This is a genomic window from Pedobacter sp. FW305-3-2-15-E-R2A2 (assembly GCF_038446955.1).
In the GTDB taxonomy this organism is placed as follows: Bacteria; Bacteroidota; Bacteroidia; order Sphingobacteriales; family Sphingobacteriaceae; genus Pedobacter.
Genome location: NZ_CP151803.1, coordinates 5412046 through 5425928 on the forward strand (window position 1 = coordinate 5412046; position 13883 = coordinate 5425928).

A 13883-nucleotide genomic window follows, 5' to 3' on the forward strand; every position below is an offset into this window, starting at 1 on the left:
ACAAAACAAGCTGACAATATTACAAAATAAGTCAGACTGACTACACCATTTAAAGACGGTAAAATGACAAACCTCAAGCGATTGTCATGGCAAAATAATAAAGATATTTCATGAGTATTCTTATTCACTTATCAATTAACAAGTTATACAAAACGTTCATTTATAACTCATGAGCAGATATTTCCTTTGGCACAGCTGTTGACTATATGACATCAATGGTCAGAATATATAAAACAATAAATGACCTGATTAATCAATTAAAAAATAAGAAGATGAAAAAATTATTATTATCATTAGTTGCAGTTTCTGCATTCGCATTTAGTACTCAGGCACAAACTGAAAAAGGAAAGATTATGGTTGGTGGTAATGTTGCATTCGATACTCAAAAAAGCGATGCTTCAGGCGCTAAATCAAATACAAATTTCCAGATCGTTCCGAGTGTTGGTTATTTTGTTGCTGATAATTTCGCAGTAGGTACCGGGATAGGTTATGGTTACAGCAAAACCAGTGGTACTGTTTCGGGAGCTGTAACTAAGATGGGAAACCAAAACACGGCATTCGTAGTAAGTCCTTTTGGTCGTTATTACGCAAATCTTTCTGAATCTTTCAAATTCTTCGGACAATTATCAGTTCCAATGGCATTTGGTAAAGACAAAGAAGTAAATGCAGACGGTAAAGTTGGTGCTAAAACTGCTTCTACTACAGAAATAGGTGTTGCATTATCTCCAGGTTTCGCATTCTACCCTACTAAGAAAATCGGTATCGAGTTTGCTTTAAACGGATTGAACTATAACAACCTTCGTAAAGAAGATGGAAATGGCAACAAATTAAAAGGTGCTGGTTATGATGAGTTCAGCTTTGGTGCTAACTTCTTCTCTCCAAAAATTGGTATACAGTTACATTTTTAAGCATTTCTACTTAAATAGATTTGGTTAGATCAGCAGGCCCGGGCAATTTGTCCGGGCTTGTTATTTTTAGGGATTTTTTTCTAATTTTAGCAATGAAAGCAGTTTACAGCTGTGGCTAACTTATTATTTCCATGAAAAAAATACTTTTAATTGCCTGTGGCATTGGATTTACCCTTGCGGTAAATGCTCAGGAAAACCCTTTAAAAACCATTAAGGACAACGCTGCAACTGCAGTGAAGAACCAGGGACAGTCAGGAACTTGTTGGAACTATTCCACGACCTCGTTAATAGAGTCGGAAGAGCTGCGTAAAGGATTGGGAGAATTTAACCTTTCTGAGATGTATACCGCACGTAACATTTATCTTGAAAAAGCTAAAAATTACATCCTTCGTCAGGGGAAAGCTCAATTTGGTGAAGGTGGACTGGGACATGACCTCATCCGTGCGGTTTCTTTATATGGTGCTATGCCTCAGGAAGCTTTTCAAGGCGCGAGCGGAGAAATCCCTAACCATAGCGGACTAGAAGAAGCCTTAAAAACTTACCTTGATCAGGTGCTGAAAAAACGTCCGCTTGATGCCAACTGGTTAAAAGGTTATGAGGAAATCCTGGATCAGAAAATCGGCACCCCTCCGGCAACATTCGATTATAAAGGGAAAAATTATACAGCAAAAACTTTTGCCAAAGAGGTATTAAAGTTTGATGCAAACGATTATGTAAACATCTCTTCTTTTACACACCATCCTTATTATTCTTCGTTCATCCTGGAGGCACCAGACAACTTTGCCAACGGTTCATTTTACAACCTTCCATTGAACGAAATGGTGAATTTGACAAAAACAGCGCTTAAAGACGGTTATACCATTATGTGGGATGCCGATGTGAGCAGCAAAAACTTCCAGCAAAAGAAGGGATATGCGATGATGTTTGCGGATGATGCAGACGTAAAAGCAGCCACTTTAAATCCGAATGCAAAAGAGACGGCTTATTCTCCGGAATTACGTCAGCAGTTATATGAAGATTTAACCACTCAGGATGATCACTTAATGCACCTTACCGGTCTGGATCAAAGCAGTGATGGCAAGTACTTCTTTAAAGTGAAGAATTCATGGGGTGATGTAGGTCCGTTTAAAGGATATATCGAAGTTTCAGAACCTTACTTTGCAATTAATACTGTTAGCTTAGTAGTGCCTAAGGCAGCATTATCTAAGGAATTGAAGAAGAAATTAGGTTTGTAAGTTTGCGCTTACTTTAAAAAAACAAGGTGCTTTGCGTTCTCAAATCTTTTGAAGGAAAGATTTGCATGTCCTTAAAGCACCTTGTTTTTTTTTATAATCAAGTACAGATTTAAGGACTTGTGACTACCTTAATCTCATAGAGGGGCTCCTCTCCTGACACAGCGATGTAAAAAGGATCAAAACGTCCTAATCGGGCAGCCCAGAAGGGAAAAAGTTGTCCATCTCTCATAAAATCATCGAAATACGTTTCATCGGGAAGAATATCAGCTCCATAAGTTTTCAGAATAACACTCCATATGCTCTGGTCGTGTCTATGGGTTATAAACCCAGGCTCCTGGATTGCGGGATCTAACTCGTCAGAGAATAACTCAGCGTGGTGATTTAAGACATCGTACCATTTATCTACTAGCATGACAGAATGGGAGCATTTTTTTATTAGAATAATGGTAGCTAACAATTGTTTTGAATTGACCACTGCTTTGCTGGGCTTAAGGTATTCAAAAACCTCTTTCTTGGTATATTCGTACTCTTTGTTATTCAGTTCGAAAGCAATTACTCCAGTTTCCGAGTCCATTAGCAGCTTAACATATTGATTAAAACGTTCAGCTCCCCAACTGTTAATCATACAGCCTGCATCACAATAAACCAGAATATCGTTATCATCGAGTTTGTCAAGTGTATGTTTTATGAAATAAGGTTTCCAGATAAATCCTCCTCCTCTGGAATGATCAAGGATAGCTTTGAATTCCGCAATAAATTCAGGCCTCATATCTTCTTTAGAAAAAATGGATATTTCATTGAAGAAGGCTGATGAGACTGCTGTTTTCCGGAAAAACTCCCGCTGTATTTCATATTTGGCATCCCCATAACTAATCAGATGTATTTTCATAAAGCTATATTTTTAATGAAAATAGGAACAAGTTTCCCAATGGGACAGAAAAAGACAACTATGGGACATTTGACCCTATTTCGATGTAATAATCCTGATTAAATTGGCATTTCATACGGAGGCGTCGACAGATTCACCGGTAAAGAAAGACTAGCATGGAAAATGAAACTCATCATGATCATCAACAAGCGCTTGTTTCCTGCATATGTATCACCTATAACAGGCCTGAGCAATTACTGAAAGCAATTCTTAATTTTAAAGATCAGAGCTATCTCCATAAAGAATTGATCATTTCGTACCCTAAGGAGGATAAACCAACTAAAGATCTCATTAGAAAAGCTTCAGCGCTATACTTCTTAAAAATTATAACGGTTGAACGAGACAAAGAGGTTTCTGTGGGAACGGCTAAAAATATGGCCATCAGTATGGCAAAAGGCGAATACATTTGCATTTGGGATGACGATGATTACCATGCCCCTAATAGATTACATCATCAGATGCATGTATTGCAAACAACGGGAACGAGCTATCAGGCCTCCATCCTCTTAAGGATCACCTTGTATGATCATTTGACTCAAAGGGCCAATTTGTCACTTCCATACCATTGGAGCGGGACACTTTTATGTCGCAGATCCTTCCTGTTGCAACATCCATTCGAAAATACTAATTTCCTGGAAGACATTAACTTGATCAGATTTCTGGAATCTGAAAATTTATTGTTCCATATCGAATATGCGTTCATGCTTTACATCTATGTTTATCATGGACGCAATGCTTTGGATTACCATCATTTCAGCTATTTTATGAGAAACAGTTTTAAATTCACCGATAAATACAACAAAACGGTCCAGCAAACCTTAAATGATTAATAAAAACGATCAGGACAAAGCCCCAGATTCATTAAAGTCAGGATCCGGGAGTTATTTAAGGTGTATCATTTGAAATAAAATAGCCTGTGTGCTTTAAGGACATGCAAATCTTTCTTTCAAAAGATTTGAGGGCGCAAAGCACACAGGCTATTTTAATACCAGAATTATTTTTTCTGTTCTATCTCTCTTTCCATTTCCACTACATCTACCCGATCTGTTTGAGAAAAATCTCCAATCAGGTATTTGTTAAAATGGTCCGCTAATTTCCAGAAGGTATATTCGGTTAAGTCGCCGAAACCATGGCGTTGACCGGGAACGATCACAAACTCAAACCTTTTCCCTGCTTTCATTAAGGCATTAGCCACTCTGATGGTATTTGCAGGATGTACGTTATTGTCGATATCACCTGTCATCAGCATCAAATGTCCTTTCAGGTTTTTAGCCAGGTCTGGATTCTTGTCGATGCTGTATTTAAAGGTCGTATCACCTTTTGCAGAAATGATTTCTTTCACCCCATGGTGTTTCTCACTCCACCAACGGTTATAGATACTATTGTCATGGTTTCCTGCATTGGATACTGCAGCTTTAAAGAAGTCAGGATAAACCAACATTGCAGCCGTAGACATGAAGCCACCACCTGAATGCCCCGTAATTCCTACCCTGCTTGCATCGATAAATGGATTTCTATCTGCCAATTGTTCGACCGCCGCTTTTTTATCTGCCAATCCATAATCACGCAGGTTTCCATAACCAAAAGTATGATACCATTTGGACCTGGCAGGGTTACCTCCACGGTTCCCTACAGTGATTACGATGTAACCGAACTGTGCCAGGCGTTCTGTTCTGTCCATGCTCTTACTAAAGGTTTTATTTACCGCTTCCGTTTGAGGGCCAGGATAAACGTATTCGATGATCGGGTATTTCTTGTTAGGATCGAAATCAAATGGCTTGTACATTACGCCATAAATATCAGTGATGCCATCATCAGCTTTCACTTTGAAGGGTTCAGGGAATTTATAACCTGTCGCCATTAACAGAGAAAGATCTGTGGTTTCCAGATTCATTACCACTCTTCCATTGTTGTCCATCACCACTGCTTTAGGTGCGGTATTGACTCTGGAGAAGTTATCTACAAAGAACTTCGCTTCGTCATTCATGCTGATTGCGTGATCATAGTCGCCGGCGTTTAACAATTTGATTCCGGAACCATCAAAATTAATACGGTATAAATGCACATAATAAGGATCTTCTTTACTTTCTCTACCATTGGCAGTAAAATAAAGCACCCTGTTTTTCTCATCTATATTTACGATATCTTCGCAATGGAAAGCACCTTTAGTGATTTGATTTTTCAATTTCCCGGTAGCATCGAACAAGTAAAAGTGCCCCCATCCGTCGCGTTCCGACCAGTGGATGATTTCTTTTCCATCGTTTACCAATCCAGGACGGTTCACCTCCACATAAGTATTGAAGCGTTCATCAATCAGGGGAGCCACGGTTCCGGTATGGATATCTACGGTACAAACATCTACCCGCTTCAAATCTCTGCTGGTTCTTGAAAAATAGATTTTACTATTATTACCCAACCAGATGGAAGGTCTGAATTCGTTATCTCTGTCTTTATTTAATGAAGGAGCGCCCCAGGCAGAAACGCTCTGGTCTTTGAAGGCAGCAGTATTCAGTTTTTTATAGGTTTTGGCGCTGAAGTCGAACAACAACATTTCATCGATCGGTGCTTCCGGCTCGCCAGGCATCTGGTACTTATAGGTTTCCAGTGTTGGTCTTCCGGCGCTGATGTTATTGATCACCCAAAGGTCTTTTACCTTACGACTATCCGTCCTGTTTAATACAAAATACTTAGAATTTGGCGACCATAATACATAGGCTCTCCTTCTCTTTTTGTTGTTCTTTTCGTTCTCTTCATTATTCTCACCATCACCATTACTTCCATAAGCATAGAATTTCAGACCGTCTTTAGTCAGTTGGTTTTCTACGATGGTACTGTCTTCTTCGTTCTTAACTGCTTTTTTATAGTTTTCTTTATCCATCCAGTACAGGTTATAATTTCTGGTAAAGATGATGGCTGAAGAATCCGGAGCTACAGAACCCCAGGTGGGTTTTGCTTTAGGTTTGGCATAATTCGACACTTCAGTCAGCTTGGCACTGGCCAGCACATAATTGAAGAAATAGATCTTCTTTTGCATGGAATCCGCTGCCTTTTTGTCTTTTCTATCCTTCTTAAGCTCATCGATAGAACTTTTGACTTCGAAGGTTACCGCTTTTTCATCACTGGAAAACTTCAGGTTTTCCAAAGGCAGGTGTTGTGCATCAAAAGGATCGCGAATGATCGTGGTGATCTCTGCCGCCAGTTTTGCATTGTCAAAAATTTTCTTCTTGGTTTTCGCCGATGGGTCTACCAAGTACCATTCTTTTCCCGATGGAGTTTCATATTCATACCAAAAACGATTGCTCAGTTTCAGCCAATGTGGATCTACCGCGGTGGAATAGACCATTTTCTTAAGCTTTGCAGGTGAAAATCTCGATGCCAGCTGATAATTGGCTTTCGGTGCAGCTACTGTTGACTCTGTAATCGTGAAGGTTTTTGTTTGTGCCATCGCACCATACCCCATACAAAGCGACAATAAAAGTGGAGTGTAAAGTTTCTTCATTTGTGCTTTTTAATAAACCGTCTAAATTATTGATTACCGACGGAATAGCAGCTTCCTTCTTTGTAATAAATGCGATAGTTTTCTTCGTTAGCATGCGCAAACGCCAAAGATTCATCGAAAAAGCATTAGCAGATCATGCTTTGCAAATTTTATGAGTAAATCAGGATTGATTTTTTAGTTTTGTATCAAATACTTATTTATGAAATACACCTTCTTACCCCTTTTCGCTGCGGCGGTAATTTTTACTGCAGGATGCCAGTCAAAATCACAAAGCAACGGCACCGACAAAAATACGAAAGATACGCTGACGGCAACGACAGACGGCACAAATACGGCTACCGCTGAAGAAGGTCAGGCTACTACCGGCGACATCTCCAAAATGAAGGTTGCCGATGCGAAAACCATCCTTGCACGCAAACAGGTTCCTATATTATGTTATCATCAAGTACGCGACTGGAGAGCGAAAGACTCCAAAGCGGCTAAAGATTATATCATTCCAATTGCGACCTTCAAAGACCATATGAAAATGCTGGCTGATAGTGGTTACCATACGATTCTTCCTGATCAGCTATATGATTATTTAAACAATGGCACGAAATTACCGAGCAAGCCTATCATGCTGACTTTTGACGATACCGATCTTGATCAGTTTACCATTGCAGCTCCGGAAATGAAAAAATACGGATTCAAAGGAGTATTCTTTGTGATGACCGTTTCCCTGGGAAGGCCAAACTACATGAGCAGAGATCAGGTAAAAGCGCTTTCTGATATGGGCCATGTGATCGGTTCTCATACCTGGGATCACCATAATGTTAAAAAATACCAAGGACAGGATTGGGTAACACAAATTGAAAAACCAACAAAGACTTTAGAAGAGATCACCGGAAAGAATATCCATCATTTCGCCTACCCTTTTGGATTGTGGAATCCGGAGGCTATTCCTGAGCTTAAAAAAAGAGGGATGAAGTCGGCCTTTATCCTGGCGACCAAGCGTGATGAAAATGACCCTTTATTTACCATCAGAAGAATCATCGCCAGCGGCTACTGGAGTTCAAAAACACTAAGTAACAGCATTAAAAATAGCTTCTAAGCCAAGAATCTACCTACTGAGAAAAAGATGAAAAGTACCTTATTAAAATTGGCCGCTTTCTCGGCATTGAGCCTTTCCGCTTGTATTGGCAGTAGCCAGGCAGGTAAAGAAAATTCTGTCGCCGTCGATGTTTCTGCATCAGCCACTACAAATGCTGTTAAAGATAGTTTAAGCAGTAAGGCCGCTACCGCAGCGGAAGTAATCGCTAAAAAGGAAGTTCCTGTGCTGTGTTATCATCAAATCAGGGATTGGAAAGCCAGCGACTCGAAGCGTGCACATGATGATATCATTCCACCTGCGAACTTCAGTCAGCATATAAAAATGTTGGCAGATAGTGGCTACCATACCATTTTGCCGGATGAATTATATGATTACCTGAATTATGGAAAGAAACTTCCTGAAAAACCAATTATGATCACTTTTGACGACACGGATCTGGATCAGTATACCGTAGGTGCCAAAGAGTTAAAAAAATATGGTTTTAAAGGGGTATTTTTTATCATGACCGTTTCCATCGGCCGGCCACGTTACATGAGCAAGGCTCAGATTAAAGAGCTTTCTGATGAAGGACATGTGATCGCCAGTCATACCTGGAATCATAAGAATTTTGCACAGTTTACAGATGAAGACTGGGAAGTTCAGATTGATAAGCCGACGAAAACTCTGGAGACCATTACCGGAAAAAAGGTGGAGTATTTTGCTTATCCGTATGGGGTTTCCAAGGCAGAAAACCTGCACAAACTGAAAGAACATGGCTTTAAAGCTGCTTTTATCTTGTCTACGAAACGGGATCCGAACTATCCTTTGTTTACGATCCGCAGGATTATAGATCCCGGGACTTATACTGCCAGGAACCTATACAACAGCATCAATAAAAGTTTTAAATAACAGCTTTATTTTAAGGTCTACGCTACTAAATATAGTAGCGTAGACCTTTTTTTATGCGCTCATTTTTTTCCCTCCGGGTCTGATTTATATGGTTTCAGCCTTCAAGCTAAACCTTGGTAGTTTGGGTCATATGACCCTGTTTTGCGCATTGCAAATGCATTAAATTCGTATTCATTTAAACCATGAATTATGGATCATGTTCTCAATAACAAAGATTTTGAAGATTATGACATCTCCGTTGTGATGTCATTCTATAAAAAAATGAAAGACTTTAGAAGAGTTTTACCAGTCAATGCCCCTTATTTCCAGAGAAATGGCCTAGAGGTCATCATTGCATTAGATGAACCAACTGAATGCGAGGAATTAATTGAATTTATCAAGGAATACCCGGATATCAACTGGCGAATCATTGTAAACAGCAAAGAACATGAATGGCGCAATCCATGCAAAGCCTGGAATGTAGGGATTAGACATGCCACAAAAAAATACATCCTGGTAGTTGATCCGGAATGTGAATTTCTTACAGACGTAGTTTACCACCTAAAGTACGCCGCTGAATTGTACGGAAATTACTTCTATACTGGCAGAGTTGCTTTCGTAGATTATGCCTATAAAGCCGGCCCTCACACGGAGAAAACACAGAAATTCTCCAATTATGGAAGCTTCTTAACTAAAAAAGAACACATAGAAAAAGTATCTGGCTATACCGAAGCTTTCAATATTTGGGGTGGAGAGGATGATAACTTACGCGCAAAATTAACGCATATTGGTGTTCTGAAAGCCGAAGTAGCAACGGCATTAATCCTCCACCGCGAAGATGAAACTGATGGGGCTGTTTCCAGAGCAGGTAAAACCTTAGCGCTTCCCCCAGAACTGCTCAATAAAGCATTTGCACCCGACGAACAGGACTTTATTAACCCAAACTGGGGGAGAGATTTTGAGGAAATCCGATATGATTACCTAAAGCTCATTGATTGATTAAATAATTTCTTTAATCAGGTAATGTTTGCCATTAAAATCAAAAGATGCTTCTTTTTCTTTACCAATCAGCAGATTGCCGATTGGAGAAGCGGCAGAAATCGCAAAAACACTTTCGCCATCCAGTGTTAATTGTCCGGCACTGATGCTGATGTAAAAAACACCTTCGGAGGTATAGACCAGATTTCCGTTTCTTACCTTGTCATTTGAGGGGGTATCTTTGATAGAATTTAGCAACTGCAGGTTTTGTTGCGCATCCATCAGCAGCCTTTTGTTCCTGCTGATGTCTTGTTGCATCATTTCCCGCGTAGTCTCAAACTTATCCCCTGCACTACTTTTAGTATCGTCATTACTCGCTTCACGCGACTGTTCCAATGCCGTTTCTGCGGTTTGGATTCTCTGTTCTATGAAGTTCAAACAAAGCAGATATAATTTTTCTTTAATGTCTTGCATAACTTATGATTCTACCCATTTTACTTTATCTGCCATCGGAGTTCTTTTTGCATCTCTCGGCACTTCATTATGGTACCCCATATAGAAAAGGCCAAAGCATTTTTCATTCTTTTCAAGATTTAGAAAACTACCAAGCGCTTCAATCAGGCCCGGAGAACTCCAGTAAGCACCAATATTTAAGGCTTCCGCCGTCAATGCCATATTTTGTACGGCACACGCAAGGGCAGCAAGTTCTTCCCATTCAGGGACTTTGTCTGAGTGTAAAGCTGCATTTAAGGTAATGATACAATTTGCTTGTGCAGCTTTTTCCAGAATACTATCGTATTTCTTTTGCAGGAACTGATGCTCTGGTATTGTTTCTTTATATAGTCTGGCCAGCTCAGCACCAAGTTTCATTTTACCTTCATTTCTGAAAACAATGAAACGCCATGGCTCTGTCAGCTTATGTGTAGGCGCATAATTTGCACTCTCCAACACCTGCCTGATTAATTCTACCGGAATCTCCTGTTCTGTATAGCTAACCGGGAAGATACTGCGGCGACGTTGAATAATACGACTTAATATATCTATTTCTTTTTCCATGGATCTTTCTTACGCTTGATGTAACTATTGTCATTGGCAAAAATAGCATTATCACCTGCTCTTTTGTTTGCTAAAGGTCATTGTTTTCCAGCCTGATCTTTTTAAGCTGTTTTTTGACCTGTTTTGCCCTTCCAAAAAAGGCTATGCTTTCCAAATCTTCCAGATGGGCAATGGTTTCCAATAATTCGTCTTTAATCCATGGATATCGTGGTGCGAGGTTAGCTAAGGCCTGCATGGCATGTACTTTAGTCGCCACCAAAACCTTTTCATCAATCAGCCAATCGAAAAGAATGTCGATAATTGGAGCGAAATCAATTTTATCCAGCTGTCCTTCTTTTAATCCAGTTGACTTTTTGCCGGTCAAATAAGCGAGAATTTTTCCATAGTGCCGCATACAGCTTGGATTTTTTTGTTCCGGAAAACGGTTGAGCAGGTCTTCCAGGTGATCTCCGGCACAATGGTGGTTCATCAGGATATATTCGAGCGTCCATGCGGCTCTGAACCCCACTTCTTTCTTTGGATGAAAGGTAAGATCGATCAGGTCTTCCACCATTCCCGCTTCCATAGAAGCGTTCAATCTTGCTGTTAATTCGTCGCGTGTCAAGTCATTGAAATTTAAAGATCAAAACTAATAAATCCCGAGTCAAATCATTTTATAAATTATAACTACCTTTGCCGCTTATTTTATCAGCAATATGATTTCAGTTTCTAACTTATCCCTCCGTTACGGAAAGCGTACCTTATTTGAAGATGTGAACCTAAAATTTACTCATGGCAACTGCTATGGTGTAATTGGGGCTAACGGCGCAGGTAAATCGACCTTCCTTAAAATTCTTTCAGGTGAAGTAAACCAGACTTCTGGTAGTGTAGCTTTTACTCCTGGCGAACGTATGGCGGTTTTAAAACAAAACCACTATGAGTTTGATGAATTTACGGTGATTGAAACCGTAATGATGGGTCACAAGGAATTGTACGACATCATGAAGGAGAAAGATGCCATCTATCTGAAGGAAGATTTCACAGATAAAGATGGTGAACGTGCAGGTGAGCTGGAAAACAGGTTTGCAGAAATGGACGGCTGGAACATGGAAAGCAATGCGGCAACCATGTTGAGCAATTTAGGTATCAAAGAAGAACACCACTATAAACAACTGAAAGAGTTAGATGGTAACCAGAAAGTACGTGTGTTATTGGCACAGGCATTATTTGGAAACCCGGATATACTTTTGCTGGATGAGCCTACCAACGATTTGGACATTGATACCATTGCCTGGTTAGAAAACTTCCTTGCAGACTATCAGAGTATCGTATTGGTGGTATCTCACGACAGGCACTTTTTAGATGCGGTATGTACGCATATCGTTGATATTGACTTTAGCAAAATGAGCACCTACTCGGGTAACTATACCTTCTGGTATGAGTCAAGTCAGCTTGCTTTGAAACAACGCAGTGACCAGAATAAAAAACTGGAAGAGAAAGTTAAAGAACTTCAGGAATTCATTCAGCGCTTTAGTGCAAATGCTTCGAAATCTAAACAGGCAACTTCACGTAAGAAAGCCTTAGATAAAATCGACATTTCTGAGATTAAAGCTTCCAGCAGAAAATACCCTGCGATCTTGTTCAACAATCTGGGCAGAGAAGCGGGAGATCAGATTCTACAAATCGAAAACTTATCGAATACTTCGAATGGAGAAGTGATGTTTAAAAACGTCAGCTTCATGGTAAATAAAGGGGATAAGATTGCCGTTCTTTCTCAGAATAGTCTTGCCACTACTGCTTTCTATAACGTATTGACCGGTCGTGAAAAGAACTATACAGGTGAATTTAAATTTGGAGTAACCATTAATGTGGCTGATATTCCGAATGACAATACTCCTTATTTTGAAGGTAAAGATGAGAACCTGGTAGACTGGTTGCGTGAGTATTCAGGTACCGATCAGGATGAGCAGTTTGTAAGAAGTTTCTTAGGCAGAATGTTGTTCTCGGGTGAGGAAGTATTGAAAAATGTAAAAGTGTTATCAGGTGGTGAGAAAATGCGTTGTATGTTCTCACAGATGATGTTGAGACATGCGAACTTATTGTTATTTGATGAACCAACGAATCACCTGGATTTAGAGTCGATCACGGCATTAAATAATGGGTTGAAGGATTTCAAAGGGACAGCACTATTTACTTCACGAGATCATGCGTTAACGGAGTCTGTGGCGACAAGAGTAATTGAGTTGACTCCAAAAGGAGTAATTGATAAGATGATGAGCTATGATGAGTATATCACGAGTGAAGATGTAGCTCAGTTAAGAGCGGAAATGTATAAATAGATTTAGAGGGGGCTTCGCCCCCTTTTTTGTTTCAATTGATTTGTGAATCCAGCTTCACGATATCTTTGATCAGCTGATAGGTATTGCGCTGTTTAAAATACCGGTCTTTATTGCTGTCTACTATCTGTTTTGGCGCAGGGGTTTTAATAATTTCCCTGATGTCGTCAATAATTGTGGGGCTATCGAGATTGATGGTCCGGAAATATTTTTCATTGTATACTTCTGAGACGTTAGGTGCCCCACTGTAAATCGGGATGGTATTGCACAATACGCAGTCAACAAATTTTTCGGTAATGTAATTTTTCTCCTGACAATTTTCTACAGCAATAGAATATTCATAAGGCATCAAACCGGTATGTTTAAATTCCAACATTCCTTTATAACGTTCATCAGTAAGGTTATACCCCTTGCCATAAATATCAATATCCAGATCAGAAGCCAAGATCTTACGAACTAAACGTAAGCGTTTTCCATAATTACCGACATCCATCGCCAGAGAAGAGACAATCATAGATAACTTCTTCGTTTTGGGAACCTGTTCCGCTGCCTGAAAAAAGGACTTGTCTACATGATCATGAAAAAACATATAGGAAGGCGCCTCGAAGACCTTCTTTCCCAGTTCAATCTGATATAGGTTTTCAAACAATTCCCGGTCGTGAATGATTAAATAATCACTGTTCGTCAGAAATTGATTATTAGGATGTACCGTACTCCAGGAAGGTTCCTGAACAATCGTGATCACTTTCGCGGCGTCCTTGATTTTCTGATACGACCGGTTAAAAACCACGGCATAATCGTAATCATCATCAGTCGTAAATTGCAGGGCCTGGTCGTATACATTGTAGTTCATCATGAACCTTTTTAAAAGGTTTTCTGTTTTATCATAATCTGAGAAAAATTTGATTTTCATACTGATAAGAGGCTAAGATTAATAAAAGAATTTCAACTTATCCAAGATATAAACTAGCAGTAGCTTTAAGAAATACAGAGATATTTTGGGACAT

Annotated in this window: 13 protein-coding genes; 7 read left to right on the plus strand and 6 right to left on the minus strand. The window is 39.7% G+C overall.

Going from position 1 to position 13883, the window contains the following annotated elements; all coding sequences use genetic code 11:
• The first annotated feature begins 272 nt into the window (after positions 1-272).
• Positions 273-908, plus strand: coding sequence for an outer membrane beta-barrel protein (locus tag AAFF35_RS21895; protein ID WP_342328670.1), 636 nt, complete (start codon positions 273-275; stop codon positions 906-908).
• A 131-nt stretch (positions 909-1039) separates the two neighbouring features.
• The gene (locus AAFF35_RS21900; protein ID WP_342328672.1) at positions 1040-2143 is read left to right on the plus strand and encodes a C1 family peptidase; all 1104 of its coding nucleotides are present in this window, start codon (positions 1040-1042) and stop codon (positions 2141-2143) included.
• A gap of 109 nt (positions 2144-2252) precedes the next feature.
• Here AAFF35_RS21900 and AAFF35_RS21905 read toward each other — a convergent pair whose 3' ends face one another.
• The gene (locus AAFF35_RS21905) at positions 2253-3032 is read right to left on the minus strand and encodes a hypothetical protein (protein WP_342328673.1); all 780 of its coding nucleotides are present in this window, start codon (positions 3030-3032) and stop codon (positions 2253-2255) included.
• Positions 3033-3187: 155 nt separating this feature from the next.
• On the opposite strand from AAFF35_RS21905, the gene AAFF35_RS21910 reads away from it, so the two are divergent.
• On the plus strand, positions 3188-3901 hold the full coding sequence (locus tag AAFF35_RS21910; RefSeq protein WP_342328674.1) for a glycosyltransferase family 2 protein: 714 nt from the start codon (positions 3188-3190) through the stop codon (positions 3899-3901).
• Positions 3902-4065: 164 nt separating this feature from the next.
• Here AAFF35_RS21910 and AAFF35_RS21915 read toward each other — a convergent pair whose 3' ends face one another.
• Positions 4066-6570, minus strand: a complete 2505-nt coding sequence (locus AAFF35_RS21915; protein WP_342328676.1) for a DPP IV N-terminal domain-containing protein — start codon at positions 6568-6570, stop codon at positions 4066-4068.
• Between the two features lie 199 nt (positions 6571-6769).
• Here AAFF35_RS21915 and AAFF35_RS21920 point away from each other — a divergent pair, with 199 nt between their 5' ends.
• From AAFF35_RS21920 to AAFF35_RS21930, 3 genes are all read left to right on the plus strand, one after another.
• Positions 6770-7660, plus strand: a complete 891-nt coding sequence (locus AAFF35_RS21920) for a polysaccharide deacetylase family protein (protein WP_342328677.1) — start codon at positions 6770-6772, stop codon at positions 7658-7660.
• Positions 7661-7687: 27 nt separating this feature from the next.
• The gene (locus tag AAFF35_RS21925; protein ID WP_342328678.1) at positions 7688-8548 is read left to right on the plus strand and encodes a polysaccharide deacetylase family protein; all 861 of its coding nucleotides are present in this window, start codon (positions 7688-7690) and stop codon (positions 8546-8548) included.
• Positions 8549-8737: 189 nt separating this feature from the next.
• On the plus strand, positions 8738-9526 hold the full coding sequence (locus AAFF35_RS21930; protein WP_342328679.1) for a glycosyltransferase: 789 nt from the start codon (positions 8738-8740) through the stop codon (positions 9524-9526).
• Here AAFF35_RS21930 and AAFF35_RS21935 read toward each other — a convergent pair whose 3' ends face one another.
• The 3 genes from AAFF35_RS21935 to AAFF35_RS21945 all read right to left on the minus strand — a co-directional run bounded on the left by AAFF35_RS21935 (position 9527) and on the right by AAFF35_RS21945 (position 11165).
• Positions 9527-9979 (minus strand): 3-oxoacyl-ACP synthase, encoded by a 453-nt coding sequence (locus AAFF35_RS21935; protein WP_342328680.1) that lies wholly within the window; start codon positions 9977-9979, stop codon positions 9527-9529.
• A 3-nt stretch (positions 9980-9982) separates the two neighbouring features.
• On the minus strand, positions 9983-10561 hold the full coding sequence (locus AAFF35_RS21940; RefSeq protein ID WP_342328681.1) for a nitroreductase: 579 nt from the start codon (positions 10559-10561) through the stop codon (positions 9983-9985).
• A 70-nt stretch (positions 10562-10631) separates the two neighbouring features.
• The gene (locus AAFF35_RS21945; protein ID WP_342328683.1) at positions 10632-11165 is read right to left on the minus strand and encodes a hypothetical protein; all 534 of its coding nucleotides are present in this window, start codon (positions 11163-11165) and stop codon (positions 10632-10634) included.
• A 91-nt stretch (positions 11166-11256) separates the two neighbouring features.
• Here AAFF35_RS21945 and AAFF35_RS21950 point away from each other — a divergent pair, with 91 nt between their 5' ends.
• A complete protein-coding gene (locus tag AAFF35_RS21950; RefSeq protein ID WP_342328684.1) occupies positions 11257-12879 on the plus strand; it encodes an ATP-binding cassette domain-containing protein in 1623 nt (540 codons plus the stop codon).
• 31 nt (positions 12880-12910) lie between these two features.
• Here AAFF35_RS21950 and AAFF35_RS21955 read toward each other — a convergent pair whose 3' ends face one another.
• The gene (locus AAFF35_RS21955) at positions 12911-13789 is read right to left on the minus strand and encodes a glycosyltransferase family 10 (RefSeq protein ID WP_342328685.1); all 879 of its coding nucleotides are present in this window, start codon (positions 13787-13789) and stop codon (positions 12911-12913) included.
• Positions 13790-13883: the final 94 nt, after the last annotated feature.

Coding starts and splice junctions, on each gene's coding strand:
- AAFF35_RS21955 (WP_342328685.1), bottom strand. CDS start 13,789: ATGAAAATCAAATTTTTCTCAGATTATGATAAAACAGAAAACCTTTTA.
- AAFF35_RS21895 (WP_342328670.1), top strand. CDS start 273: ATGAAAAAATTATTATTATCATTAGTTGCAGTTTCTGCATTCGCATTT.
- AAFF35_RS21910 (WP_342328674.1), top strand. CDS start 3,188: ATGGAAAATGAAACTCATCATGATCATCAACAAGCGCTTGTTTCCTGC.
- AAFF35_RS21940 (WP_342328681.1), bottom strand. CDS start 10,561: ATGGAAAAAGAAATAGATATATTAAGTCGTATTATTCAACGTCGCCGC.
- AAFF35_RS21920 (WP_342328677.1), top strand. CDS start 6,770: ATGAAATACACCTTCTTACCCCTTTTCGCTGCGGCGGTAATTTTTACT.
- AAFF35_RS21930 (WP_342328679.1), top strand. CDS start 8,738: ATGGATCATGTTCTCAATAACAAAGATTTTGAAGATTATGACATCTCC.
- AAFF35_RS21935 (WP_342328680.1), bottom strand. CDS start 9,979: ATGCAAGACATTAAAGAAAAATTATATCTGCTTTGTTTGAACTTCATA.
- AAFF35_RS21900 (WP_342328672.1), top strand. CDS start 1,040: ATGAAAAAAATACTTTTAATTGCCTGTGGCATTGGATTTACCCTTGCG.
- AAFF35_RS21950 (WP_342328684.1), top strand. CDS start 11,257: ATGATTTCAGTTTCTAACTTATCCCTCCGTTACGGAAAGCGTACCTTA.
- AAFF35_RS21915 (WP_342328676.1), bottom strand. CDS start 6,570: ATGAAGAAACTTTACACTCCACTTTTATTGTCGCTTTGTATGGGGTAT.
- AAFF35_RS21905 (WP_342328673.1), bottom strand. CDS start 3,032: ATGAAAATACATCTGATTAGTTATGGGGATGCCAAATATGAAATACAG.
- AAFF35_RS21925 (WP_342328678.1), top strand. CDS start 7,688: ATGAAAAGTACCTTATTAAAATTGGCCGCTTTCTCGGCATTGAGCCTT.